At 49.2% G+C, this 26,065-nt stretch carries 21 protein-coding genes; 14 read left to right on the top strand and 7 right to left on the bottom strand.

The features are described from left to right. Window positions 1-41: 41 nt before the first annotated feature. Window positions 42-392: a PH domain-containing protein gene (locus tag Q4E93_RS28785; protein ID WP_303591291.1), complete on the bottom strand. Its 351-nt coding sequence runs from the start codon at window positions 390-392 to the stop codon at window positions 42-44. A gap of 186 nt (window positions 393-578) precedes the next feature. Next, a complete protein-coding gene (locus tag Q4E93_RS28780; RefSeq protein WP_303591290.1) occupies window positions 579-989 on the bottom strand; it encodes a response regulator in 411 nt (136 codons plus the stop codon). A gap of 173 nt (window positions 990-1,162) precedes the next feature. Between Q4E93_RS28780 and Q4E93_RS28775 the strand changes: the two genes are divergently transcribed. From Q4E93_RS28775 to Q4E93_RS28765, 3 genes are read left to right on the top strand one after another with little or no spacing between them, the layout of a single operon-like run. Then, window positions 1,163-7,012, top strand: coding sequence for a HAMP domain-containing protein (locus Q4E93_RS28775; protein WP_303591289.1), 5,850 nt, complete (start codon window positions 1,163-1,165; stop codon window positions 7,010-7,012). Window positions 7,013-7,028: 16 nt separating this feature from the next. Beyond that, entirely contained in the window at window positions 7,029-8,276 is a 1,248-nt protein-coding gene (locus Q4E93_RS28770) for a response regulator (protein ID WP_303591287.1), read from the top strand. 15 nt (window positions 8,277-8,291) lie between these two features. After that, entirely contained in the window at window positions 8,292-9,788 is a 1,497-nt protein-coding gene (locus Q4E93_RS28765) for a hybrid sensor histidine kinase/response regulator (protein WP_303591285.1), read from the top strand. A gap of 82 nt (window positions 9,789-9,870) precedes the next feature. Here the strand turns inward: Q4E93_RS28765 and Q4E93_RS28760 are convergent, their stop codons facing one another. After that, on the bottom strand, window positions 9,871-10,329 hold the full coding sequence (locus Q4E93_RS28760; protein ID WP_303591283.1) for a DinB family protein: 459 nt from the start codon (window positions 10,327-10,329) through the stop codon (window positions 9,871-9,873). Window positions 10,330-10,445: 116 nt separating this feature from the next. On the opposite strand from Q4E93_RS28760, the gene Q4E93_RS28755 reads away from it, so the two are divergent. Beyond that, entirely contained in the window at window positions 10,446-11,468 is a 1,023-nt protein-coding gene (locus Q4E93_RS28755; protein ID WP_303591281.1) for a pyruvate dehydrogenase complex E1 component subunit beta, read from the top strand. A gap of 54 nt (window positions 11,469-11,522) precedes the next feature. On the opposite strand, the gene Q4E93_RS28750 is transcribed toward Q4E93_RS28755, so the two are convergent. From Q4E93_RS28750 to Q4E93_RS28740, 3 genes are all read right to left on the bottom strand, one after another. After that, window positions 11,523-11,660 (bottom strand): hypothetical protein, encoded by a 138-nt coding sequence (locus Q4E93_RS28750; protein ID WP_303591279.1) that lies wholly within the window; start codon window positions 11,658-11,660, stop codon window positions 11,523-11,525. A 136-nt stretch (window positions 11,661-11,796) separates the two neighbouring features. Further along, window positions 11,797-12,474, bottom strand: coding sequence for a 4'-phosphopantetheinyl transferase family protein (locus tag Q4E93_RS28745; RefSeq protein WP_303591277.1), 678 nt, complete (start codon window positions 12,472-12,474; stop codon window positions 11,797-11,799). Window positions 12,475-12,483: 9 nt separating this feature from the next. Further along, window positions 12,484-13,290, bottom strand: a complete 807-nt coding sequence (locus tag Q4E93_RS28740; protein WP_303591276.1) for a DUF4846 domain-containing protein — start codon at window positions 13,288-13,290, stop codon at window positions 12,484-12,486. 69 nt (window positions 13,291-13,359) lie between these two features. Here Q4E93_RS28740 and Q4E93_RS28735 point away from each other — a divergent pair, with 69 nt between their 5' ends. The 4 genes from Q4E93_RS28735 to Q4E93_RS28720 all read left to right on the top strand — a co-directional run bounded on the left by Q4E93_RS28735 (window position 13,360) and on the right by Q4E93_RS28720 (window position 17,775). Beyond that, window positions 13,360-14,523 (top strand): sigma-54-dependent transcriptional regulator, encoded by a 1,164-nt coding sequence (locus Q4E93_RS28735; RefSeq protein WP_303591275.1) that lies wholly within the window; start codon window positions 13,360-13,362, stop codon window positions 14,521-14,523. A 165-nt stretch (window positions 14,524-14,688) separates the two neighbouring features. Beyond that, window positions 14,689-16,227 (top strand): signal peptidase I, encoded by a 1,539-nt coding sequence (lepB, locus tag Q4E93_RS28730; protein ID WP_303591274.1) that lies wholly within the window; start codon window positions 14,689-14,691, stop codon window positions 16,225-16,227. Between the two features lie 48 nt (window positions 16,228-16,275). Beyond that, window positions 16,276-16,761, top strand: coding sequence for a cytidine deaminase (locus Q4E93_RS28725; protein ID WP_303591273.1), 486 nt, complete (start codon window positions 16,276-16,278; stop codon window positions 16,759-16,761). Window positions 16,762-17,091: 330 nt separating this feature from the next. After that, on the top strand, window positions 17,092-17,775 hold the full coding sequence (locus tag Q4E93_RS28720) for a response regulator transcription factor (protein WP_303591272.1): 684 nt from the start codon (window positions 17,092-17,094) through the stop codon (window positions 17,773-17,775). A 13-nt stretch (window positions 17,776-17,788) separates the two neighbouring features. On the opposite strand, the gene Q4E93_RS28715 is transcribed toward Q4E93_RS28720, so the two are convergent. Continuing rightward, window positions 17,789-18,961, bottom strand: coding sequence for a cation:proton antiporter domain-containing protein (locus Q4E93_RS28715; protein WP_411162138.1), 1,173 nt, complete (start codon window positions 18,959-18,961; stop codon window positions 17,789-17,791). Between the two features lie 183 nt (window positions 18,962-19,144). Between Q4E93_RS28715 and Q4E93_RS28710 the strand changes: the two genes are divergently transcribed. The 6 genes from Q4E93_RS28710 (at window position 19,145) to Q4E93_RS28685 (ending at window position 26,064) form a co-directional block, all read left to right on the top strand. Continuing rightward, window positions 19,145-19,405: a hypothetical protein gene (locus Q4E93_RS28710; RefSeq protein ID WP_303591270.1), complete on the top strand. Its 261-nt coding sequence runs from the start codon at window positions 19,145-19,147 to the stop codon at window positions 19,403-19,405. Continuing rightward, the gene (locus Q4E93_RS28705) at window positions 19,398-19,919 is read left to right on the top strand and encodes a UpxY family transcription antiterminator (protein ID WP_303591268.1); all 522 of its coding nucleotides are present in this window, start codon (window positions 19,398-19,400) and stop codon (window positions 19,917-19,919) included. The genes Q4E93_RS28710 and Q4E93_RS28705 overlap by 8 nt, the downstream gene beginning before the upstream one ends. 10 nt (window positions 19,920-19,929) lie before the next feature. Then, window positions 19,930-21,018, top strand: coding sequence for a glycosyltransferase family 2 protein (locus Q4E93_RS28700; protein WP_303591266.1), 1,089 nt, complete (start codon window positions 19,930-19,932; stop codon window positions 21,016-21,018). Window positions 21,019-21,027: 9 nt separating this feature from the next. After that, window positions 21,028-21,837 carry an FkbM family methyltransferase gene (locus tag Q4E93_RS28695; RefSeq protein WP_303591265.1) on the top strand — a complete coding sequence of 270 codons (810 nt, stop codon included), beginning with the start codon at window positions 21,028-21,030 and terminating at the stop codon, window positions 21,835-21,837. A gap of 29 nt (window positions 21,838-21,866) precedes the next feature. Further along, window positions 21,867-23,510 carry a cyclic peptide export ABC transporter gene (locus tag Q4E93_RS28690; protein WP_303591263.1) on the top strand — a complete coding sequence of 548 codons (1,644 nt, stop codon included), beginning with the start codon at window positions 21,867-21,869 and terminating at the stop codon, window positions 23,508-23,510. Window positions 23,511-23,700: 190 nt separating this feature from the next. Further along, a complete protein-coding gene (locus Q4E93_RS28685; RefSeq protein WP_303591261.1) occupies window positions 23,701-26,064 on the top strand; it encodes a penicillin acylase family protein in 2,364 nt (787 codons plus the stop codon). Window position 26,065 lies beyond the last annotated feature (1 nt).

Raw genomic sequence — 26,065 nt, 5'->3', positions numbered from 1 at the left:
CGCCTTCAAAAAACCTCCCGGCACGGCCGGGAGGTTTTTAATTAAATGATAATGATCAGCAGCAGGATGATGATGATCAGCGCGCCAATGGAGATGTAGACGCCGGTGATCACTTTGGCTTCCTTGTGCATGCCTCTCAGCTCTTTGCGAAGGGCCCTGCGTTCATCTTTTGAAAGCATGGATCTATCCATTGCCTTGATCTCGTCCACTCTTGCCTTTATTGCTTCCAGGCGAGCTTCTTTTTGCTCTTTTGTCATATGGGCAATGACTTCTCTGGAAGGAACTTCATAGTTCGGGGCTGAGGCGTCGGCTGCATGCAGGTTCAACGCCGGCAACATAAATAATGCGAAGAAAAGCGGCAGATAACGCTTACATCTTTTGATCGTTTTCATGTTTTGTCGATTTAAATGAGGTGCAATACGGTGAGTTCCTTATCAGGAGGTTCAAAACTCATTCCTGGCAGTTTCTGCTCTTGGAACCAAAATATTGGGATTAGAATGTTTAGGGCATTAAAAAAGTGTGGAAATATTTCCACACTTTTTTAATCTTACGTTTACCGAGCCTCCTGGGAAAAAAAATTAATTTTCGTGTAGCCAGAGTTTTACAATGGAATTTGTGATCTCAACCAGCTCGCCGTAGGAATCGGGCTTGTGAAGGAAACAACTGGCACCTAATTCGTAAGATGTCTTACGGTCCTGATGCAGGGTGGAGGTTGTAAGCACGATAATGGGAATCTGACTGAACTTTTTGTTGCTTCGGATCTCCTTGAGCGCCTGGAGCCCAAGCATCCCGGGCATGTTCAGATCCAATAGGATAAGGGCTGGAAACCCGGATTCGTCAGAATGCAGGTTCTCCAGCAACGTTTCGGCATTCTCGATGAAGACATAGTCGATTTGAGGACTATTCTCCAGGAACGCGTCGAGGATGATCTGTCGGTCATCAGGATCATCATCAACAATGAAAATAAGAGGTTGTTCGTTGCTTTTCATAAATAATCATGAGTCTAAACGTTGATAAATCCAGGCTGATGTTCTAAGGGGGTGAATTCTGCATAGTCCTATACTAGAACCTTGCCAAACTATGATACAATATAAGGTGAAACACCGATATTTTTTAGATCGATAAACCATAAATTTGATCGTTAAATCAAAATATCCTGTCTATGGGTACAAATACCAAGGAAGTTAAAAAAAACAAAAACGTCTCCCGTAAACCGCAATCCCGTAATGGCGATGCAGATGCCGCTTTGCAATGGGTGGAAAGCTCACCGGAAGAAACCCTTCTGAACGATAAGGAGCTATTGCGCATCCTCATGCAGGTGCGCAATGGTAATTTCAGTGTTCGTATGCCTATTGACGAGACAGGTGTGAAAGGTAAGATCTGCGACACGCTGAATGAGATCATTTCTCTCAACGAGGAGATGATGCGGGAATTTACCAAGGCGGGTAATACCATTGGCAAGCAGGGTAAGCTTACCCAGCGGATAGAAGTGCCTAATGCCAAGGGGTCATGGGCCACGGGCGTGAACAGTCTCAATGCCCTTATTTCCGACCTGGTGCATCCCACTATTGAGATTGCGCATGTCATCAGCTCTGTGGCGAAAGGCAATCTTTCCCAGGAGATGCCGCTGGAGATCGGCGGTCACACTTTACAGGGAGAGTTCTCCCGCATTGCCAAGGAGGTGAACGATATGGTGAAGCAGCTGAACCTTTTTTCCATGGAAGTGACGCGTGTGGCGTTGGAAGTGGGTTCGGAGGGCAAGCTGGGCGGACAGGCCAAGGTAAAAGGCGTGGCCGGTGTATGGAAGGACCTTACGGACTCGGTAAACCGGATGGGGAGCAACCTGACGGCGCAGGTGCGCAATATTGCGGAAGTGACGACGGCGGTGGCTAAAGGGGATCTTTCCAAGAAGATCACGGTGGATGTAAAAGGGGAGATACTGGAACTAAAGAATACGATCAATACGATGGTGGACCAGCTGAATTCCTTCTCCTCGGAAGTGACGCGTGTGGCGTTGGAAGTGGGTACGGAAGGCAAGCTGGGCGGTCAGGCGCATGTAAGAGGGGTAGGGGGAACCTGGAAGGACCTTACGGACTCCGTGAACGGGATGGCCAGTAACCTCACCGGGCAGGTGCGCAATATTGCCGAGGTGACGACGGCGGTGGCGAAGGGGGATCTTTCCCGTAAAATTACGGTGGACGTGAAAGGGGAAATACTTGAATTGAAGAATACGATCAATACGATGGTGGACCAGCTGAACTCTTTCTCTTCCGAGGTGACCCGTGTGGCCCGTGAAGTAGGCTCTGAGGGTAAGCTGGGCGGTCAGGCGGACGTGCCGGGCGTGGGGGGGACCTGGAAGGATCTGACGGATTCGGTGAATAAGATGGCTTCGAACCTGACGTCCCAGGTGCGCAATATTGCGGAGGTGACGACGGCGGTAGCCACGGGTGACCTCTCCCGTAAGATCGATGTGGATGTAAAAGGGGAGATATTGGAGCTGAAAAATACGATCAATACGATGGTGGACCAGCTGAACTCCTTCTCTTCGGAAGTGACGCGTGTGGCCCGTGAGGTGGGCTCTGAGGGTAAGCTGGGCGGCCAGGCGGCGGTGGAAGGGGTAGGGGGTGTCTGGAAGGACCTAACGGATTCGGTGAATGGAATGGCCAGCAACCTCACCGGGCAGGTGCGTAACATCGCCGAGGTGACGACGGCGGTGGCAAAGGGTGACCTTTCCCGTAAGATCACGGTGGATGTAAAGGGGGAGATATTGGAGCTGAAGAATACCATTAATACAATGGTGGACCAGCTGAACTCTTTCGGATCGGAAGTGACGCGTGTGGCCCGTGAGGTGGGTTCGGAAGGAAAGCTGGGTGGTCAGGCGGACGTACCGGGTGTGGGAGGGACCTGGAAGGATCTGACGGATTCGGTGAATAAGATGGCTTCGAACCTGACGTCCCAGGTACGTAACATTGCAGAAGTAACGACGGCGGTGGCCAACGGAGACCTTTCCCGTAAGATCACGGTGGACGTGCAAGGGGAAATATTGGAACTGAAGAATACCATTAATACGATGGTGGATCAGCTCCGGGGCTTTGCCTCGGAAGTGACGCGTGTGGCCCGTGAGGTGGGTACGGAAGGCAAGCTGGGCGGTCAGGCCTTTGTGCCGGGCGTGGCCGGTACGTGGAAAGACCTTACGGACTCTGTGAACCAGATGGCTGGAAATCTGACGGCGCAGGTACGTAATATCGCAGAGGTTGCTATTGCGGTGGCCAATGGGGACATGTCTAAAAAGATCACGGTGGACGTACGCGGTGAGATCCTGCAGCTGAAGGAGACCCTCAATACGATGGTGGACCAGCTGCGGGCCTTTGCTTCTGAAGTAACACGTGTGGCCCGTGAAGTGGGTACGGATGGAAAGCTGGGCGGGCAGGCATTCGTACCGGGTGTGGCCGGGACCTGGAAGGATCTCACCGACTCGGTGAACCAGATGACGGGCAACCTGACGGCCCAGGTGCGCAACATCGCCGAGGTGACCAAGGCCGTGGCATCGGGTGATCTTTCCAAGACGGTGGCCATCGACGTAAAAGGGGAGATATTGGACCTTAAGAATACGATCAATACGATGGTGGAGCAGCTGAACTCCTTTGCCTTCGAGGTGACGCGTGTGGCCCGTGAGGTGGGTACGGAAGGTAAGCTGGGCGGGCAGGCGGAAGTTAGGGGTGTGGCCGGGACCTGGAAGGACCTTACTGACTCGGTGAACATGATGGCTTCCAACCTTACCAACCAGGTGCGTGGTATCGCCAAAGTGGTAACGGCGGTGGCTACGGGCAACTTAAAGCAGAAACTTTCCATCGTCTCGCGCGGCGAGGTGGCGCAGCTGACGGATACCATCAACGAGATGATCGATACGTTGGCCACTTTTGCCGACCAGGTGACGACGGTGGCCCGTGAAGTGGGGGTCGAGGGGCGGCTGGGCGGCCAGGCGAGTGTGCCCGGCGCTTCCGGGATATGGAAGAATCTTACGGAGAACGTGAACCAGCTGGCTCAGAATCTTACAACGCAGGTGCGTTCCATTTCCGAAGTGGCGTCAGCGGTGACCAAGGGTGACCTTACCCGTACCATCCGTGTGGAGGCGAAGGGTGAGGTGGAAGCGTTGAAGGACACCATCAACCAGATGATCGCGAACCTGAAGGAGACCACGCTGCGTAACCAGGAACAGGACTGGCTCAAGTCCAACCTGGCCAAGTTCACCCAAATGTTGCAGGGGCAGAAGGATCTCAATACCGTGACACAACGGATCCTCTCGGAATTGGCGCAGGTGGTGATTGCCCACTATGGCGCCTTCTACATCCTCAAGCAGGATGAAGACACCCGGGTGGACAAGCTGCGGCTCTTTGCCGCCTACGGTTACAAATCCGAAAAGAATATTCCCACGGAGTTCTTCATTGGCGAAGGGCTGGTGGGGCAGGTGGCGTTTGAAAAGGAAAGGATCATCCTTTCCAACGTGCCTGGCAATTATATCAAGATCAGCTCCGGCCTGGGCCGCGCCAAGCCTGCCAACCTCATCATCCTGCCGGTGCTTTTCGAGAACAAGGTAAAGGCCGTGATCGAGCTGGCATCGCTGGATGCCTTTAGTGAGACCCACCTGGACTTTCTCAGCCAGCTGACGGAAAGTATCGGGATCGTGCTGAACACCATTGAAGCCAACACCCGTACGGAGGAGCTGCTGGCACAATCCCAGTCACTGGCCGGAGAGCTGAAGATCCAGCAGGAGGAGCTGAGAAGGACCAACGACGAGCTGCAGGACAAGGCGCTGCTGCTGGTGAAACAAAAGAATGAGGTGGAAGCCAAGAACAAGGAAGTGGAAGAAGCAAGGAGGTCGCTGGAGGAGAAGGCCGAGCAGCTGACCCTGACCTCCAAATACAAGTCGGAGTTCCTTGCGAATATGTCACATGAGCTGCGGACCCCGTTGAACAGTCTGCTGATCCTTGCGCAGCAGCTGTATGAGAATGCGGAGGGTAATCTTACGGACAAGCAGATCCGTTATGCCAAGACCATCCACTCCTGCGGGGATGACCTAATTCAGCTGATCAACGATATCCTGGACCTTTCCAAGATCGAGTCCGGGTTTATTTCCGCCAATATCTCTCCTGTCCGGTTTGGAGAGATCGCTTCTTTTGTGGAGACCACGTTCAAGCCCATTTCCGAGGCAAGGCATCTCCGGTTCACCATCGAGACAGACCCGCGCCTGCCGCATACGATGGAGACGGACCTGCAGCGTCTCAACCAGATCCTGAAGAACCTGCTTTCCAATTCCTTCAAATTTACGGAGAAGGGAGAGGTCAAGCTCAGGATCTACCAGGCCGACAATAACTGGAAGCAAGGCAATGCCAACCTGGACAATGCGGAGAAAGTAGTGGCTTTCGCCATCAGCGATACGGGCATCGGCATCCCGCAGGAAAAGCAGAACATCATCTTCGAAGCGTTTCAGCAGGCCGAGGGTTCCACCAGCCGTAAATACGGGGGTACGGGCCTGGGTCTCTCCATCAGCCGTGGGCTGGCCGAGCTGCTGGGAGGCACCATCGAGCTGGAGAGCTCGCCTTCCAAAGGCAGCACTTTTACGCTCTTTGTACCGATTGAGAACGCACCGGGCGTTATTTCCAAAGAAACTTCCGACAATCTGAACGCCTATCACCAGCTGCAGCTGGGAAATGACAGCGGAGAGATCGATACCCTCCTCAATTCCCTCCGTGTGACGAATGAAGATGCGGGTAAGATGACGATCGTCAGCGAAATGATCAATGACGCGGGTGACGACAGGCATTCCATCCAGGCGGGGGACAAGATCGTGCTAATCGTGGAAGATGACCTTCGTTTCGGGAAGATCATTATTGAAAAGGCGCACAGCTACCAGCTGAAGGCCATTGTGGCGACAAATTACATCGAGGTGTTTGATTTTATCAATCGCTTTACGCCCATTGCCATTACCCTGGATGTGAAGCTGCCGGATACCAGCGGCTGGAAGGTGCTGGACCTGCTCCGCAACGACCTGAACTACCGGCATATCCCCATTCACCTTATTTCCGGGGAAGAGAATAAAATGCTGGCGCTGAAGCGGGGAGCCAGGAGCTTCCTGCTCAAGCCGCTGGAGAACGATGCCCTCAACGAGCTGTTTGAAGACATTGTTTCCTTTGCTGCCAAGCAGACTAAAAAGATCCTGGTAGTGGAAGACAACGAAGTGGACTATTCCCAGATCACCCGGATGCTGGAAGGCGAGAATATCGATGTAACCTTGGCTACCACGGGTAAGAAGGCGCTGCAGGAGACCAATATCAAGGACTATGACTGTATCATCCTGGATTATACGCTGCCGGATATCTCCGGCATAGACCTGGTCAACCAGGTCAGCGAGATCAAGAAAAAGCTCACGCCCATCATCGTGTACAGCGCGAAGGATTTCGATAAAAAGGAGTTGCATCATCTGAATCGCAGCTCCAATACGATCCTGCTGAAGGGGGTCAACTCCCTGGAGCAACTTCTGGAAGAGACGATCCTGCAGCTGCATATCAACCATAAGGACCTTCCTGCCGAGAAGAGAAAGGTCATCGAGCATATCCGGATGAAGGATGATATTCTCACGGGGAAAAACGTCCTTGTGGTGGATGATGATGTTCGCAACCTGTTTGCGCTTACCACCGTTTTTGAAAGATATAACATGAATGTGACAACGGCGGAAAGCGGAAAAGAGGCGATCAGCATCATCAATGACGACAAGCAAAAGATCGACATGGTGCTGATGGATATCATGATGCCGGAGATGGATGGTTATGAGACGACGCAGAAGATCAGGAGGGAACATAAGAATTCCACGCTGCCAATCATAGCCGTGACGGCCAAGGCTATGAAAGGCGACCGCCAGAAATGTATCGAGGCAGGCGCTTCAGACTATATCACCAAACCTCTGAAGATCGATCAATTGTTGTCTTTAATGCGGGTGTGGTTCTACAAATAATCATAAAAACCAGTGAATGCAGCCTAAGATCTTAATAGTAGATGATCGGGAGGACAATTTGCTGTCTATAGAGACGGTGCTGGAGCCGGATGGATACCGGATTGTCAAGGCCAATTCAGGAAGACAGGTCCTGAAGATATTACTGTCCGATTTCGACTTCGCCCTTATCCTTATGGACGTGCAGATGCCCAACCTGAATGGTTTCGAGACGGCTTCGCTGATCTACGAACGGGAAAGGCTCCGTCATATCCCCATTATTTTTATCACGGCCAATAATTATGGAGAGGAGAACATTTTCAAAGGCTACCGGGCGGGAGCCGTCGATTATATCTACAAGCCTGTCAACCCTGAGCTGTTGCGGGCTAAGGTGAGCGTCTTTGTGGACCTCTACCGGAAGAACCACCGGTTATTGGCGCAGGAACAGAAGTTAGTGGCTATCAATAAGAGCCTGGAACTGGAGATCCATGAAAGAAAGGTTTCTGAAGAGAAGGTGATCGAGCTGAACCGGGAGCTGCTGGAGAATATTGCGCGCCTGGAGACGGCCAATAAGGACCTTGATCTTTTTGCCTTTATGGCCTCCCATGATCTCCAGGCTCCTTTACGGAAGATACGGATGTTCAGCGACCGGCTGCTGAGCGACCACCGGCAGAACATGAATAAGGATGGGCAGATGTATCTTTCCCGTATCCAGGAAGTGTCCAAGCGGATGCAGGACCTTATCAACGATATTTTGCGATTTTCCAAGATCTCGGGGGAAAAGGAATCCTTCCAGGAGGTGGACCTGAACGAGGTGGTGAAAGAAGTGATCTCGGAGATGGACGGTCCGATCCGGGAAAAAAAAGCGGAGATAATTCTGGATCCTTTGCCTGTCCTGCCTGTGAATGCAGTGCTGATGGTGCCACTCTTTTCCAATCTGATCAATAATTCACTGAAATACAGCAAAAAGCAGGAGCTTCCGAAGATCCACATACGACACGAGGTGATGTCGTCCGGCGCCAAGGATCCGGACCCCAGGTATTGCAGGATACTGATCGAGGACAATGGCATTGGGTTTGATCAAAAGTATGCCGAGCAGATCTTCGACATGTTCCGCCGGCTGCATCCCAGCGCTGAATATGAGGGTACGGGCATCGGGCTGGCCCTATGTAAAAAGATCGTGGAAAAGCATAAGGGATTTATTTCTGCCAGGGGTAAGCCAGGAGAGGGGGCGGTATTCATCGTGTCGTTGCCTTTGAATACGGTAAAAAGAGAAATATTGGCGTAGGAAAATTTGTTTATTTTGGAAAGAATTAATAAAGATATAGATATAACAGCTAATTCAAAGGATAGTATGCTGCCATCCGGTTTACCGACGCGTGTTCTGATCGTTGAAGATGACGAGGATGATTATCTTATTATAGAGGCGTGCATCAGGGACATCCCGGAAAAGGAGTTCCTGATCGACTGGTGCTATGAATATGATGAAGCTCTGAAGCGAATCGAGCTGGGCCGCTATGACATTTATTTCATCGATTATTTGTTGGGGGCCAGGACAGGGTTGGAGCTGCTGCGGGACGCCATTTCCCTGGGCTGTGAAGATCCCCTGGTGTTGCTTACCGGCATCGGCAACCGTGAGGTGGATGTACAGGCTATGACCATCGGCGCAGTCGATTACCTGGTAAAGTCGGAGATCAATACGGAGAAGCTGGAACGAAGCATCCGCTATGCCCTGGAGCGCAGCGCCAATATTAAGGCCCTGAAAGCCAATGAGCGTAAATTCAGGAACATTTTCGAACGTTCAAAAGATGCTGTTTTCCTGGGGGACGAGGGCCTGGTATTCAGAGATGCGAACGGCGCCACCTGCGACCTGTTCAAATATAATAAGGAAGACCTGCAGCAACTGAGCCTCTATTATCTCTTTGCCAGGAAGGATGCCGCTGCATTGCTGAAGGCCCGGCTGCACCAGACGGGAGAGGTAGAGGATGAAGAGGTGGAATTGCTGACCCGCACCAAGGAGAAAAGGAATTGTATACTATCCATTTCGAGGCAAACAGATTCCAGCGGGGGGACTTACTTTCAGGGGATCATACATGATATCACCAATTTAAAAAGGATCGAGCGAGCTACTTTTCAGATCGAGAAACTGCGGGGTACCGCTACGCTGCTTCGGACCCTGGCCCATGAGGTAAGGAATCCGCTTACGAATATCAATTTGTCCGTGGAACAGCTGAAGCCGGAGCTCAACAGTGAGGACGCGAATATTTACCTGGATATCATAGCAAGGAATTGCGGCCGGATTGACGGACTGATCTCTGAATTACTGGATTTATCCCGTCCGGCGGAGATCTCGCTGCAAAAAGCGCCGCTGCAGGCTATTATCGATACGACCCTGGCGGCGGCCTCGGACCGGATCTCCCTGAAAGGCATCGGGCTGGAGCTGAGCTATCCCGATCAGCCTGCTTACATCATGGCCGATATTGAGAAGTTAAAGATCGCCTTTTTGAATATCGTCATCAATGCTGTCGAGGCTGTCCCGAAGGAGGCCGGCAGGATCATCGTGACCATCCGGGAGGACGGCCCCTATTACAAGGTATTTATCAACGATAATGGAGCGGGGATCCCTGACGAGAATATTTCCCGCATTTTCGAGCCCTATTTTACTTCCAAGACCAATGGATTTGGGCTGGGCCTGGCCGCCACCTGGAATATTTTGCAGTCTCACCGGGCGTCGATCGACGTCAATTCCCAGCTGGGAGAGGGTACCAGCTTTATATTGGTGTTTGAGCAAGCCTCTTAAGCTGCAAGCTGTTAGCTACAAGCTGCAAGCCAGGACTTAGTTAGGCGATACTGGTAGCTTGAAGCTTGTCGCTTGCAGCTATTTACGGGTATGCGATGGGATCGAGCTCCAGTATCTGGTGCAAATGGTGCAGGAGGTGATTACAGTAGTCTGCCGCCAGCCATTTGATGGTGTACTGCTGATCATTTCCCATTGCGCACTTCCGTAATGCACCTTCCGGGGTGATGCCTGCCAGTATCCGGCAGATATGCCTGTTGAGCAACCTCCATAATGCAAGGATGTCTTTGGTAGGGTAGTGCTGGTAATCGGCCAGGGCGACCCATTTATCCTGGTCATACCCGATCCGGGGGAGGTCTTCATATTGGGCTACGACAAAGCGGCGGATATTGTTCTGAGCCGAATCGACCAGGTGTCCCAGGATCTCTTTTTTACTCCATTTTCCGGGACCGGGTTTCCGGCTGTATTCTTCTTCCGGGATGGCTTCCAGTCGCCGGTTGTAATTGTTGACGATCTTTCCGAGGTGCTCAATGGTGGCTTGCATGGTTTTTTGAAATTCTCATGGAAATATACAAAATAAAGCTAAAGTGGACCATGGATCCAAATGGCGTAATACTGATTTGATAATATGCCTGGCAACCAATAATTTTGCGACTCGAAATGGATGAAAAATCCGTCGATCATAAATCTTTACGAATGAGACAAATTGCTTTCAGGGAGGCTCTACGCGAGGCCATGAGCGAGGAAATGCGCCGCGATGACCGTGTTTTTTTAATGGGTGAGGAGGTAGCAGAATACAATGGCGCCTATAAGGTAAGCCAGGGAATGCTGGATGAGTTTGGGGCGAAGCGGGTGATCGATACGCCCATTTCAGAGCTTGGGTTTACTGCTGTTGCGGTGGGCGCCGCCCAGAATGGCCTGCGGCCTGTCGTAGAATTTATGACCTGGAATTTTGCTGTCCTGGCCCTGGACCAGATCCTGAACACGGCCTCCAAGATGCTGGCAATGAGCGGCGGACAGGTAAGCTGTCCTATTGTATTCCGCGGTCCCAACGGATCTGCCGGTCAACTGGGCGCCCAGCACTCTACGGCCTTTGAAAGCTACTACGCCAATATACCTGGTATCAAGGTGGTCTCCCCCAGCAACGGCTACGATGCGAAAGGGCTGTTGAAGCAGGCCATCCGTTATGAAGAAGACCCGGTCATCTTCATGGAAAGCGAGGTTTCCTATGGGGACAAATCAGAGGTGCCTGACGAGGAATATTATATTCCCCTGGGTAAAGCTGATGTCAAAAAGGCGGGGAAAGATGTGACCATCGTCTCTTTTAATAAAATGATGAAAGTGGCTTTGGGCGCAGCTGCCGAACTGGAGAAGGAAGGGGTTAGCGCCGAGGTGATCGATCTGCGCACTATCCGTCCGCTGGACTGGATGACCATCCTGGAAAGCGTGAAAAAGACCAACAGGCTGGTGATCGTAGAAGAGCAGTGGCCGTTTGCTTCTATTTCTTCGGAGATCACCTATCGTATCCAGAAAGAGGGGTTTGACTACCTGGATGCGCCTATCCGTCGTATTACGGCTGCCGACGCACCTTTGCATTACGCACCCAACCTGGTGAGCTTAGCGTTGCCAGACGTCGTACGGACGGTGAAGCTGGTGAAAGAAGTGATGTACTTAAACAAATAAAAAAAATCCCGGTCAAAGACCGGGATTTTTTCATTCATTCAGAGGTGGCACAGGCTATTTGATCGCTTCCAGGGCTGTATTGAACAGCACGAGGAAACCATATACACAACCCAGTAATACGCATCCGAGAACAGTCAGTTTAAAAAGCACTTTACCGGTGGGGAGAGCCTGCATTTCGAGGTCTTGCTTCATAGGGAAATATTTTTTGGATTATAAATGGATTTGGTTCTTCATGGATTTTAGATATAGCTAAGATAATAACTGTAGCCTCCTGCTACAAGGTTCTTTTACGTAGGATAATTACGATGGTTTGCTAAATGACTGATTATCAATGAAAATAATTGGCCGCAGACTGATCTGCCAAATCCCTTAGGGAGAGTTCTTTCAAAGCGAGGTGGTCCATGGGGCTTTCAGCGGCGATATGGCAGGCGTAACCGGCTGACAGGGGCAGGGCTTGGAGGCGCCAGTGGCGGCTGCCGAGGCTGATGATCCTGTTCTCTTCTATACGCAGGCCTGCCAGCGGCAGATTGAGTCCCCGTCCATCGGCTTTTGACAGGCACTCCTTTGCGGTCCAAAAATGGTAAAAAGCTTTCAGCGGATGGGGGGCGCCTGTGATCGTTGCCCATTCATCGGCGCTGAACTGGCCCTTAAAATCTTCGATGTTGAGGTCTTTGATCTCTTCCAGGTCGATACCGACCCCTCCTTCTGTAGCAAGGATGCAGACGACCCGGTGGCCTGAGTGGGAAATATTAAAATCCGGGCCACCTGAGAGAAATGGTCTTCCGTAATCCGTGTATTGTAAATGACGGAGGTCAGCCGGCCAGCCTCCTACTTTCAGGGCTGTGGTCAGCAACAGCTTGCCTAACAAGCATCCATGGGCATCCTGCCAACGTCTGAACCGCCGCGCCTTGGCGGAGATCTCCGGGGGCAAGCCAGCTATCAATGATTGCAAGGCATTTTCAGGAATGGGAGTTTTATATTCCGTGGAATAGATCCAGATGCTCATTTCCTAAAATTAATTGTTTTTCGGCCAGCGGCGCAACTGGAAAGGGTAGAAAGTCCATTCGGGTGTAATAATAATGGATTGATCAGCCCGGTACCAGGGGCTGGCACCTTCGTCCTTAGGATTTTTGACAAGGTGGATATCCTGCGCAGGCATATAGCTTTGGGCGAGGAGGTAGGCTTTATGGCCGGCGGCATCGATGGCCAGGTCCATCACCAGCATGGCGTGACCGGGAGATCCGCCTGTGATGAGCACATCTCCCGGCCGGATGTCGCTGAAATGCGGGACCGGGACCAGCTGTTTTTCCAGGCTCAGTGTCCCACAATAGGAAAATACCGTTTGCAGGTATTCATTGAAACAGGCACGGTCTTCGCAAGGGTTATGGCCTGGAAGCGACCAGGCCACGAGCTGGCCGCCTTTCTGCCGGAAGCGGCGGCCAAGGGTCCAGTCCAGGAAATTCAGGGGCATACCCTGGGCGGTATAAAAACAAATGGCTTTATACTCTTTCCGTGCGTAAAGAAACTCCGCCCTCAGGCGCATAATTGCGTCTGCGCATTGTTGAAGATCCTGGGTGCCCACGGAGACGTCCAGCACGGCAAACTGAGCCTCCTGGTTGCGTTTGAGGGCGCCATTGAAAAGATGAACGGTGCGGTCTTTTTTCAAAGGAAGTGTTCGTAGCCAGGCTGCGAAGGGATCGTCTCCTGCCGACCGTCGGAAGCCTCCGGGCGGCGGAATGGCGCCTATAAGAGGGTAAGGATTGAGAACTGCCGGCGTGCAGCAGCAAGAGAAGATTATAATCGTTAATTTTGCCAGGTTCATATTATTCGTTGAACGGAACTAAGAGAAGCCTGGCCATTTATTTTTCCATAAAAAGATTTGTTAAAGCTCATGTCGAACATCCTGATCATTGACGATGAAAAAGCTATCCGTAAAACACTTAGTGAGATCCTGTCCTATGAAGGTTATAAGATCGATGAGGCCGGCGACGGTGAGGAAGGTTTGAAAAAAGTGAGGGAAAAGGAATACGACGTTGTACTCTGCGATATTAAGATGCCCAAGATCGACGGGATAGAATTCCTGGAAAAAGCGAAGGAAGCAAATCCTGACATTCCTATTATAATGATATCGGGGCACGGTACCATCGAGACGGCCGTGGAAGCGGTGAAGAAAGGTGCTTATGACTATATTTCCAAGCCTCCGGACCTCAACAGGCTGCTGATCACCATTCGCAACGCCATGGACAAGACTACCCTGGTGGCCGAGACCAAGGTGTTGAAGCGGAAGGTAAGCAAGGTGCAGGAAATGGTGGGTTCATCCACACCGATCCAGAAGATCAAGGAGACCATAGAAAAGGTGGCTCCCACGGAAGCCCGGATATTGGTGACCGGAGAGAACGGCGTGGGAAAGGAATTGGTAGCCCGCTGGGTGCATGAAAAAAGCAATCGTGCGGGAGGTCCCCTGATCGAAGTGAATTGCGCCGCCATTCCCAGTGAACTGATAGAGAGCGAGCTGTTTGGGCATGAGAAGGGGTCATTTACCTCCGCGGTCAAGCAGCGTATTGGCAAGTTTGAGCAGGCCAATGGCGGAACGCTGTTCCTGGACGAGATCGGCGATATGAGCCTGACGGCCCAGGCAAAGGTGCTCAGGGCCTTGCAGGAGGGGAAGATAACGCGGGTGGGCGGCGATAAGGATATCAATGTGGACGTACGGGTGATCGCTGCTACCAATAAGGACCTCCTCAAAGAGGTGGACGAGAAGAATTTCCGCCTGGACCTTTACCATCGCCTCAGCGTCATCATTATTCACGTGCCATCCCTGAATGAAAGAAAAGATGACATCCCTTTGTTAGTAGATAAATTCCTGGCAGATATCTGCGCTGATTATGGTATTGCGAAGAAGGCTATAGAGGAAGAGGCCATTAAAGCTTTGCAGAAGCATAATTGGACGGGGAATATCCGGGAGCTACGGAATGTGGTGGAGCGGCTGATCATTCTTTCCGGCAAGAACATCGACCGGGACGATGTGGAAAGCTATGTCCTTCCAAAGAAATAATTGACCCAGACAGCCCAAAAACAGGCAGGAACCCTGTAATATTCCGGTCCATTTAACGACAAATAGGTTATTTCCCCAAATGTTTTAGCAAAACTTTCCAGTTCAATGTTTTGGGGGGACGATTATTATTATAAATTTGCCCGGAATCATAAAAAAACCAAAGGAATGTCGACTCATCAGTTGCTGGTCTTAGTGCTCATTCAATTACTTATACTCTTATTACCCTCCGTCGGACTCTATAAAATGTTTGAAAAGGCAGGTGCTGCCGGCTGGAAAGCATTCGTTCCTTTATATAACACCTGGGTGATGCTGGAGCTCGCAGAACGGCCCAAGCACTGGGTTTTCTGGCAATTGATCCCTGTCGTGGGCTGGTTTATTTCCATGGGGATCTATGTGGAGTTCGTGAAAACCTTTGGTAAATTCCGTTTTTATGAGCATGCGCTGGCGGCCCTGCTGCCAGTGGTCTATTTCCCTTATGTAGGATTCAACCCCAAGGATAAATTCACGGGGTCTGGTCCTGTGAAGAAGCATCGAAAAGGCACGGCCCGGGAATGGGTTGACGCCGGGGTCTTTGCCATCGTGGCGGCTACGCTCATCCGGACCTTTGTCTTCGAAGCCTACACTATTCCAACGGGCTCGATGGAGAAGACGCTGCTGGTGAATGACTTTCTTTTCGTAAGTAAGTTCAGTTATGGTCCCCGTATACCCAACACGCCTTTATCCATTCCTTTTGTGCATAATACGATGCCCATCACAAATGGGAATTCTTACGTGGAATGGATCAAGATCCCCTATACCCGTTGGTTTGCCAGCCCGGTGAACAGGGGAGATGTGGTGGTGTTCAACTTCCCTGCGGGCGATACGGTGATCAATTTGCCGGACTTCCAGTCACAGCGTCCGTATTATGACGTAGCCCGGGAGATCGGCCGGGGCAATATGGATTCGGGACGTCAGGTGATCCTCAGCAAGCCGGATGATTATCCGTTGGTGATCCGTCCGGTGGATAAACAGGAAAACTATATCAAACGATGTGTAGCGGTCGCGGGCGACACATTGCAGATCAGGGACCAGGTGGTCTATATCAATGGAAAGGCGCAGGTTTTCCCACCCGAATCACAGACCAATTATGAAGTGGAGACCAAGGGGCAGCCACTGGACGAGACGGTGATGAAGGACGAATATAACCTGGATATGACCAATGGTGAGGATGTCCGCAGTGCCGGCAACGGTAATAATAATCAATATGACATGCTGCTGACCTGGAGCGCTCATGAGAAAATGCTGAAGAATGGGCTGGCCAAGAGCATTGTACCGGAGATCGACAGCAATCACGATGTTTATCCATATGATCATGTTCACGTGTGGAGCCGGGATAATTATGGTCCCATTTGGATTCCAGCCAAGGGGGCAACGCTGCCACTGACGCCGGAAAGTTACCCCATTTATGAAAGGGCCATTCGTGTATATGAGCACAATGACCTTGAAATGAAGGATGGCAAGATCTATCTCAATGGACAGCCTGCCACGCAATATACCTTTAAGATGAACTACTATTGGATGATGGGGGACAATCGTCATGGGTCGCAGGATTCCCGTTATTGGGGTTTTGTGCCCGAAGACCATGTAGTAGGAGAGGCGTGGCTGATCTGGATGAGCTGGAACAAGGGGGTACGTTGGAGCCGGCTGTTCAAAAAGATCAAATAGGTGGAATTATCATTTCGGGATGTTTCAACCGGTTGAAAATAAAAGGACATGGAAAAGCATGTGCATCAATTTTCTTATGAGGTGTATGATTCTGCTGAAGCGTTAGCGCTGGCCGATGCCGAATTGTTGAAAAAAGCGAGGCTGGTGACAAGCGATGCCTATGCACCTTACTCCCGGTTTCGTGTAGGCGCTGCGGCCCGGCTTGAGAACGGGCAGGTGGTTACGGGGACCAACCAGGAGAACGCTTCTTTTCCTGCGGGCATTTGTGCGGAGAGGGTGTTGATGTCCGCGGCTTCTTCCTTTTATCCAGGTATACCCATTGATACCCTGGCAATCAGCTACTTCAACGAGCAGGGCCCGAGCGAAAATCCTATCTCTCCCTGCGGGATCTGCCGCCAGTCGCTGCAGGAATTCGAGCAGCGGGCGGGAAGACCGATCCGGTTAATTCTGGGCGGCCAGCAAGGAACCGTGTATATTATTCCACAAGCATCTTCATTATTGCCCCTGGCCTTCACGGCCGACGAACTGGAATGATCGGATGGTTAACCGACCATGGCACGATTTTATAAGTATGTTAAATTAGATTTTTTTGCCTTGTAATAACATTTCATTAATGTCGAAACATTTTTTTTCTTATTTGATTTATTGTATTTTAGTATAGTCAACACTTAAGATCACACTCTACCTACTTAATTACCCCTACCGGCTGTAATGATTTTTCCGTCCCCAGTTTAACCTGCAAATAGGAAAGGCAAAGATTAGATGGCTGCAAAATGCTGAAATAAATGTCTGGCATGATAATATGTGCTATTAATAAGATTTTTATTTAGCACCGGAAGTGTGCGACCTTATAACTACAACCTTATGCTATCGAGACCTATTAACCTCGCGATTGTCGATGACCATGTTTTATTTAGGAAAACGCTCAAAGCTTTTCTCTCTGACCAGGAAAATATTAATGTAACAGTACAGGCCACGGACATCTTCGACCTGATGAATAAATTAAGAGCTGCATCCATTGACGTATTGTTGATGGATATTTTTTTGCCCGAATTAAATGGCAGCGAGGCTTTGAATCTTATTCGAACGGAACATCCCACCTTAAAAATACTTGTCCTGTCAATGAGTTCGGATATGAATCTGATCAGTGATCTGCTCGACGCCGGGATACACGGATATATATCCAAGGCGGACGAACCGGAAGAATTGCTTCAGGCCATTCGGGCAGTCGCGGATAACCGTATTTACAGGAACCGGATATTTACAGAAGCATTGTATTGGAATAAGCAGAACAATATCAAGAACCACGTTGGGAAATCAGATGTTACGTTGAGCGACCGGGAGAAAAAGCTTCTGCAATTGATATGGGAAGAGAAAAGTAACAAGGAAATCGCCGATGAGCTTTTTTTAGGCGTCCGCTCTGTTGAAAAGATCCGCCAGGACATGAAGGAGAAGATTGGGGTCAGGTCTACTGTAGGATTATTGAAGTACGCCATTAGCAGGAAGATCATCGCCGTCGGCCTGCGAAAAACCGGCACCATTCAATGAATGCCCCGTGTGCTTAGCCCTTTACCATAACAGAAGGGCTCTCCTGTGCCTGCATTGAGGGGGCCGATGTGGGTCGCATTGTTTTTTTTCTTCTGAAATTCATCGAAAAATGATAGATCGGCATGGCTAGCATGGTAGATGAAATAGCCAAAAGGATCAAAATTGAATATGATTTTTCAGAAATGATCCCATACATCAATCCGATGTTGGCAATAATAAGCTCCATCATCCCTCTTGCATTCATCAATCCCCCTGCCGCAGAGGCCTCCCTGTACCCAAATCCCGACCATCGCATCGTTAAAGCGGTAACGGTGTATTTACTGGCAAATGCCCCCAGCAAAATGACTATGGCAGGCAACAGGAAATTCAACTGACCCAGTATAAGCAGGTTAGTCTTTAAACCGGCATAGGCAAAGAAGAGAGGAATCAACAAAAGCTCAGTGACCTCCTGGAGCCTGGCAGAAAGTTCATGGACAATAATTTCATTTTTGGGGGCCAGGATCCCGAAGATAAACGCTCCAAAAACCGAATGAAGGCCGATGTGATCTGTCATCAATGCACTCGTTAAAACAAAAGCGATCACGACCGATGAATAGGCCTGCTTTGTCAACCTGCCTGCCTTGACCCTTTTGTATAATACCCGCAGGATATACTTTCCGGATACCAGTATGATAGCGAATGCTATCATCCCAATAATGTTTTTTGTACCTATAAATGGCGAGCCCTTTTGTACAGAGATGGTGATGAAGCCAAGAAGGCACCAGGCGATTACATCCTGCATGCTCGCAGAAAGCAACAACACCGCTCCCATCCTGGACTTTATCAGTTTTTTTTCCTGTAATATCCGCGCAAGCACCGGAAAAGCGGTTAATGCGATCGCACACCCCTGGAACAAGCTGAAAGTGAGCAGGCTGGTGCTGCCGCCCTTTAATTTATCAAAAAAGAACATGCCTGTTGATAACCCTGTCAGGAACGGTATTGCAGTTGCAGAAACAGTCAGTAAAAAAGATTGACGGAAGGTTGACCTGGTAAATAACCTGAAATCGATCTCCAAAGCAATGCGAAACATATACAGGATCAAACCCAGGTTGCTCAGTGAAAAAATGAATGGCATCACTTCCTGCGAAAAGACCCTGCCGGAAAGACCTGGAAAGAAATATCCCAGACAGGTAGGGCCTAAGAGAATGCCGGCTATCATTTCTCCGACTACTTTAGGTTGTTTGCATACGACCATCAATCGTCCCAGGGACCTGGCCGAGATCAGAATGACTGCTACAGTTACCAGCAACTGTATAAATATATCGTTATAGTTCATGCCCTGTAATCTAATCTTAAGCCCTAAATCCGTAGATAGTAAAACTGCCAAATAATGTTTCGGTTTTTGCTAATCATCGCTCACTATGATATGCCTGCATTTTTTCAAATGAAAATTACTTATTTCGTAAAAACCGAATCGAAATTTGGTGCTACTACTCAATATCATCCGGCTTTTTTTGAATTAATTTGTTTCCCTGAAAGGCAATTTCCTTCCTTGAAAACTATTCACATGATAACCTGGTTGCAGGCGCTGTTACTCGCTTTAGCGGTAGCTGTATCACAAGCTAAATTAAACCTTTGGCACTATGAATAAATTTCATGCAGGATGGTATCTCATCTACACAAAGCCCCGCCACGAAAAAACTGTTCACACTTATTTGACCGAAATTAATATCAACTCCTATCTGCCGCTTACAAAAAAGCTTCGCACGTGGCACGATCGAAAGAAATTTGTAAATGAACCTCTCTTTCCGTCCTACGTCTTCATTTATTTAAATAGCATGCATGATTATTACGAGGGAATTGACGCGGGGGGCGCTTTGTACTATGTAAGGAGCGGAAAAACGATCGCGAAGGTCAGCGATTCGGTAGTCGATAATATCAAGTTGATCGCCGGACATTCTGAAGATCTGGAGGTGTCCGATACCCAGTTTCAGCCTGCTGAGAAACTGGTCATTAAAGAAGGAGCATTGGCCGGTCTTTCCTGTGAAGTAGTTCAGTTCAGGAATAAAACAAAATTGCTGGTGCGCGTTGAATTGTTACAGAGAAATATCCTGGTCTCCCTGCCAACCGAACACTTGATCCGGGCTGAGCCCGGCATCGCTTAAATTTAGAGGTATGAATAAGATATCTATCTGCACGGTATGCATGAATAGACTGAAACACCTAAGCAAAACGCTTCCCGTAAATATCGCTGAAAATATCCACCACCCCAATGTTGAATTCGTTATCCTTGATTATAATTCCCGCGACAACATGGAAAATTGGGCGAAAGAGACTATTGGAAAGTTTATCGAAATGGGCATAGTTAAATATTATAAAACATGCGAGCCGAAGTATTTTAATATGTCCCATTCAAAAAATATGACGCTTAAACTTGCAACAGGAGATATCGTATGCATGATAGACGCCGACAACTATGCCGGACCAGGTTATGCCGATTGGATAGATGCAAAATTTGCCGCCAATGGTGAAAATTCCGTTATAACTACCTTGCGAAAATCGCAGATCCCTTACAGGGATCAGGGAGGAAAGGTAGGGTTCGCCAGGAACCTCGTCCACTCTGTCAGCGGCTTTGACGAATCCCTGACAGGATATGGGATCGATGACGTGGATCTGATCAACCGGCTTGAAAAAGCCGGTGGTAAAAGGGTGTTCATCGAGGATGAAAAATACCTGAGATACATTGGTCATTCCAATATGGAACGCCTTATCAACTATCATTTATTTGATAACCTGGATATCATTTACGTATACTTTGTCTCATCCGAGCGGTTCAAAGTGCTATATCTCCTTAAGGACCACACCTTCATAGAGGCAAAATTCAATTTCAATGAAGCATTGAAGCACGATTGGCTAAATACCTACTGGGGTTTTTCAATGCAGGAAGGATCAAAAAGGGAAGGGGCTTTTACCAGGGAAAACGGGGTTCTGCAATTAAAGACACCGGACCATCCGATGGAGATAGTGAATGAAAGCGCAATAGGAATGCTTGGCACGGCTGATGCCGGCAGGATAGAAGGTTGGCGGCAGATATCTCCTGAAAATGAATTGTATCATACTTTGATCATAGGGTATGGTGAATGCATAAATCGCGTCAGGTACTTTCAAAACGACAGGGACGACGTGACCATCAATGCCAGGGGATGGGGCAGGGGCACGGTCTATTTAAATTTTGATATGTCAACACCCATTCAAGTGTCTTAAGCTACTTTTATGGATACCAACTTGATTTTTGATCTGGGACTGCATAAAGGGGAAGACAGCGAATTTTACCTGAAAAAGGGGTTCCGGGTAGTAGGAGTGGAGGCGTCTGAAGAACTGTGCAGGATCAGCAGGGTCGCGCTTAAAAAGTATATCGACAACGGCCAGATGAGGATCGTAAATTGCGCCGTCGGAGACAAGGACGGCGATACGATATCATTCTATAAGAACACCTCGATCTCAGTATGGGGAACAGTTGATATCAACTGGGCGAAAAGGAACGAAATGTTCGGAGCACAATCCATCCGGGAACAGGTGAGGACGGTGAGACTGGACACGCTGATCAGAAAATTCGGGATGCCCTATTACATGAAGATAGATATTGAAGGAACGGATCTCCTGGCCATAAGACAGCTCACTGGCCTGCATGAAAGACCCAAATACCTCTCGATCGAGTCGGAAAAGATCTCATGGCAAAAGTTGCTGGATGAATGTTCTGTTTTAAAAACCCTGGGGTATACCAACTTCAAGATCATCAACCAAAAATACATCCAGCAGCAAAAATGCCCTGAAATTTCCCTCGAAGGCCAATTCGTGCACCATGTTTTTAAGGAAGGCAGCAGCGGACTGTTTGGGGGCGAATTGCCCGGAAAATGGATGACCCTCGAAGAATGCATAAAGACTTACAGGAGGCTTTTCCGCATGTACAGACTGTTCGGGGATTACGGATATTTCAACAATAAGTTTTGCAAGTCCATACTACATAAAATGAGGATCGGATATCCGGACGTCGGCTGGTATGATACACACGCGACATTCTAGCGGATCGACATAAACTTCAGCGTCTTATTATGAACATCAGCAAGGGGAATTGGAATAAATACATCTATTTTTCAGTGTTGAGTATACTGTCCGCCCTGGGTAATATAGGCGTTCTGTACACGATCAACCTAATCATACACGATTATGTCACACGGACCCAGTCGGGCACACGAATGTATCTGTTTATGTTCGTGGGCTCCGTATGCTCGTTTGTCCTATGCAGGTGGCTGGTGGCAATAGGCATTATACGGTTCACCCAGCATCTCCTCAAACAGACCAGGATCGAAATATTGAAGATGATCCTGCGCTCGCCGCTGGCCGTACTGGAAAGGAATAAGAGCAGGATCCTTTCCACCCTGACAAACGACACCAATAACATAGTGAACGCTTCTATTAATGTGGTGGACATCATCACGAATATACTGGTGGTGGTGATCTGCCTGATTTATATGGCTGTATTATCCTGGAAGCTACTGGTTTGTGTCGTAGGGCTGATCCTGTTCACCCTGGTGATCTACTATTTCTGTGCCCGCAAAGCCTTGCGATTATTCAAGCTGGCGCTTGAGCAGAATGACATCTTCATAAAATACCTGAATGAAGTAATAAGGGGTTTTAAAGAAATAAATATAGCCCCCATTAAAGGCGCAGAAATATCGGAAAGACACATTCACAGGTCAATAAATGCGTCCTCCGTCCTGAATCAAAAAGCCCAGGTCAGCTTCCTGATCAACCGCGTGATAGGTCAGATTGCCTTCTACATTTTTATTGGGCTCATATTGTTGCTCCTGGGTGATTTGTTCAGCGTCGACAAAGCCAATCTCGTTAATATTATATTCCTGTTACTGTATACCTGGAGTCCCATCGAGACGGTAGTTCTGTTGATCCCCAATCTTTCCCAGGCCCGGGCCTCCCTGAGAAGGATAAACGACCTGGAAGACCAGGTAAACGGCAATACAGCCGCGGAAGAAATCACATTTTCCGGCGATTTCCACCGGCTGGAACTGAAAGACATCGCCTTCACCTATATTCCCGAAGAAACTGACGGTCAGGACAAACCTTTTTCCGTCGGCCCTGTTGATTTCCAGATCTCCAAAGGACAGGCGATCTTTATCAGCGGAGGCAATGGCAGCGGAAAAACAACTTTTATTAATATTCTTACAGGCCTTCTGCGGCAGGATGAAGGAGAAGTCTTTGTAAACGGTCTGTCCATAAAACAGGAACACCTGAAATGCTATAAACTTCAGTTCGCACCCGTATTCAGCGACTGTCACCTGTTCGACGAGTTTTACGGATTGCCGGAGGTCGACCTGGAGAAAGCCAACGAATATCTGAAGCTTTTTGAGATCGACGGGAAGGTGACTGTAAACAGGCAAGGATTTTCGGATATCAATCTTTCTACCGGTCAAAGAAAGCGGTTAGCCCTCATTTATGCCATGCTCGAAAAGAAACCTGTCCTCATTCTCGACGAGTTCGCGGCAGATCAGGATCCGCACTTCAAAAGGAAGTTCTATAAAGAGATCATTGGATATATCAAACAGGAAGGATTTACATTGATAGCGATCACTCATGACGACAATTATTATCAATATGCAGATAAGCTGTATAAGATGGATAGCGGACGTATGTTCGAGATTCAGCAGCTGTCGTCATTGTATGAATATACAACCTCATAACTTTCGTAAAATCCGAATGACGAATTCGTATTGTCACCATTTTTAATTTATGATTTAATCAGGATTTTTATTCCCCGGTATCGAAGATTCGACACCTGATAAATAGAGGATGTTACTTGCCTTGGCGATAGCCATGCTTTTCCGGAGCCACCCGTATAATTTCATTTCCCTCGCTTAAAAGAGTTTACAATTGAAATACTTTCGCGTAATCCTGCTGACGCTGATGACTGCTGCATGGGTCTACCTGACCTCTGTACATTACAGCGGCCTGAATTCAATTCAAGGTATTGCCAATTATCATGACGGCATGCTTAGCCTTAATGCGCCCCGATCTGCCGGCCATAAGGTTATTAAAGGACAGGGAAAGGATGCGGAAGTATTCGTCGATACTTTGGGCATCCCTCATATCTTCGCAGGAGACCTTCAGGGGCTGGCATATGCCACCGGATTCATGCATGCACGTGACCGCTACTTTCAGATGGAACTGATCGCTAATACGGTGATGGGCCGTCTGTCCACGATCCTGGGTGAAGCCGGGATAGGTTCGGACAGGTACTGGATCAGGTTCGAGTTGGAAAATAGGGCGCAGGAATACCTGGATAGCATACATGATAAAGCGCCGGACCTTTACCATTACCTGGTGGCTTATAGCGATGGGGTCAATGCCTGCATCAATGCCGAATCAGCGAGGGAAAGGGACCCGATGTATAAGATCTGGAATTACTCTCCCGGGCCATGGAAGCCATATTATATCTTCCTCGTTCAGTCATATATGAGCTCCGAACTGGCACTGTACGACGATTATTTTAACAGGCAGGAGATCCTGGACAAGCTACCGGATGCGATACGACAGATGTTATATCCCACTCAGCCTGCCGATCAGCCTACTATCATACCTTCCGGGCACAGTGCCGGGCATAACCTGGCATACACGGGCTCCCCGGCGCCGGAGGCAAGCGGCGGCCCGCAAATAACCCTTTTTAAACCAGGGGAGAAAAATAACTATATACCCAGGGAATTCAACAGGAGCCTGGGGAGTAATAACTGGGTCGTGGACAGCAGTCACACGGCTTCCGGTGAGTTGTTGCTTTGCAATGACCTCCACCTGTTCCTTACATCCCCCGATATCTTCTATGAACTGCACCTGTCCTGCGCCCGGTTGCATGCCTATGGGTTTAGCATTCCCGGTGTGCCTTTTATCCTGACAGGCCATAACGATAAGATTGCCTGGGGTATCACCAACGGCGGCTGGGACGTCACGGAACAGTATCTGTTGAAAGTGGACCCCAAAAGCCATGACAATTATTGGCTCGACGGACAATGGAAAGCCATGACTAAAAAAGATTTTGTCATCGCCGTGAAAGACAGGCCGTCCCAGAAACTTACAGTCCGCTACACCGTTTTCGGCCAGGTGGTCGAAAAGGATACCTTTACTTTCAGCCTTCGCTGGCATCCTCTTTATAGCTGCAACGCTGTCGCTTCCTTCTGGCGATTGATGCAGGCTTCATGCTGGGAAGAATTCGGTAGCGCCCTCAGATACTATGACTACCCTTCACAGAATTTTGCCTATGCGGATGTCCATGGTAATATAGGGATGATCTGCGCCGGTAAAATGCCAGTAAAACCGGAGGGCTACGCCGGCGGTGTTCTCGACGGAACGCGCTCTCCCATCGATAGGTACATTCCTTTCGATTCCCTTCCGCACTCCTTTCATCCCGGGACAGGCTATCTGTTCTCCGCCAACCAGCAACCGGAAAATGGTAAATATTATTACTCCTCCCGCTGGTTCGACGACCTTTACCGGCCACGCAGGATAGCCGGGTTGCTTTCTGAAGATAAAAAGGTTGGCAGAGAGAAATTTCTCAAAATGCAATCCGATACAAAAGACCTGTCTGCCGCGGATATCGCCGCCCTTTTGAAGTTATATTTCCCCGATACGATGCTTTCCCCCGAATGGGAAAAAATGAGAAACTGGGACGGAGTGTTGGACCCCGGTAACCAGGAAGCAATATTTTATAAGGTCTTCAGAAGGTCTGCTAAAATAGAGGGCGAAGAATTAGCCAGGTCCCTCGGTGTCCGGTCCTCGCCCGGTTATGATCAGCTCATGCATTTCCTGGCAGGAGACATGACTCTTTCTTACGACTCTGTTACCATCAGCAGCAGCCGATGTTTTAAACACATCGTAAAGATGACTGATTCGCTCTATGCCAGGTACAAAGGCGAGAAAGGATTCAAACCCTTCGACTTTCATATCCCCCAAATGACCCTCCTGCCGGGACTTGACATAGATGTCAATGATCTGGGAGGCAGCGACAACACGATCAATGTCAATTACGGGGCCCACCCGGTGATCAGGACCCTGATACAGATAAAAAATGATACGATAAGCTCCTGGATGATCAATGCAATCGGGCAAACCGGACGGATCAATGATCGTCAATACTATCAACAGCTGGCGGACTGGAAAAAGAATTCCCCTCACCCAACCCAATTTACCGCCAATCCCCGTGAGCTGAAATACATAAGAGAAAATATATTATTCGAGCATAAATAAT

The sequence above is a fragment of the Flavitalea plasmicola genome, from assembly GCF_030546645.1.
Taxonomy (GTDB): domain Bacteria; phylum Bacteroidota; class Bacteroidia; order Chitinophagales; family Chitinophagaceae; genus Puia.
Note: the sequence above shows the minus strand (reverse complement) of the source record. Positions and strands in the feature narration are given on the sequence as shown.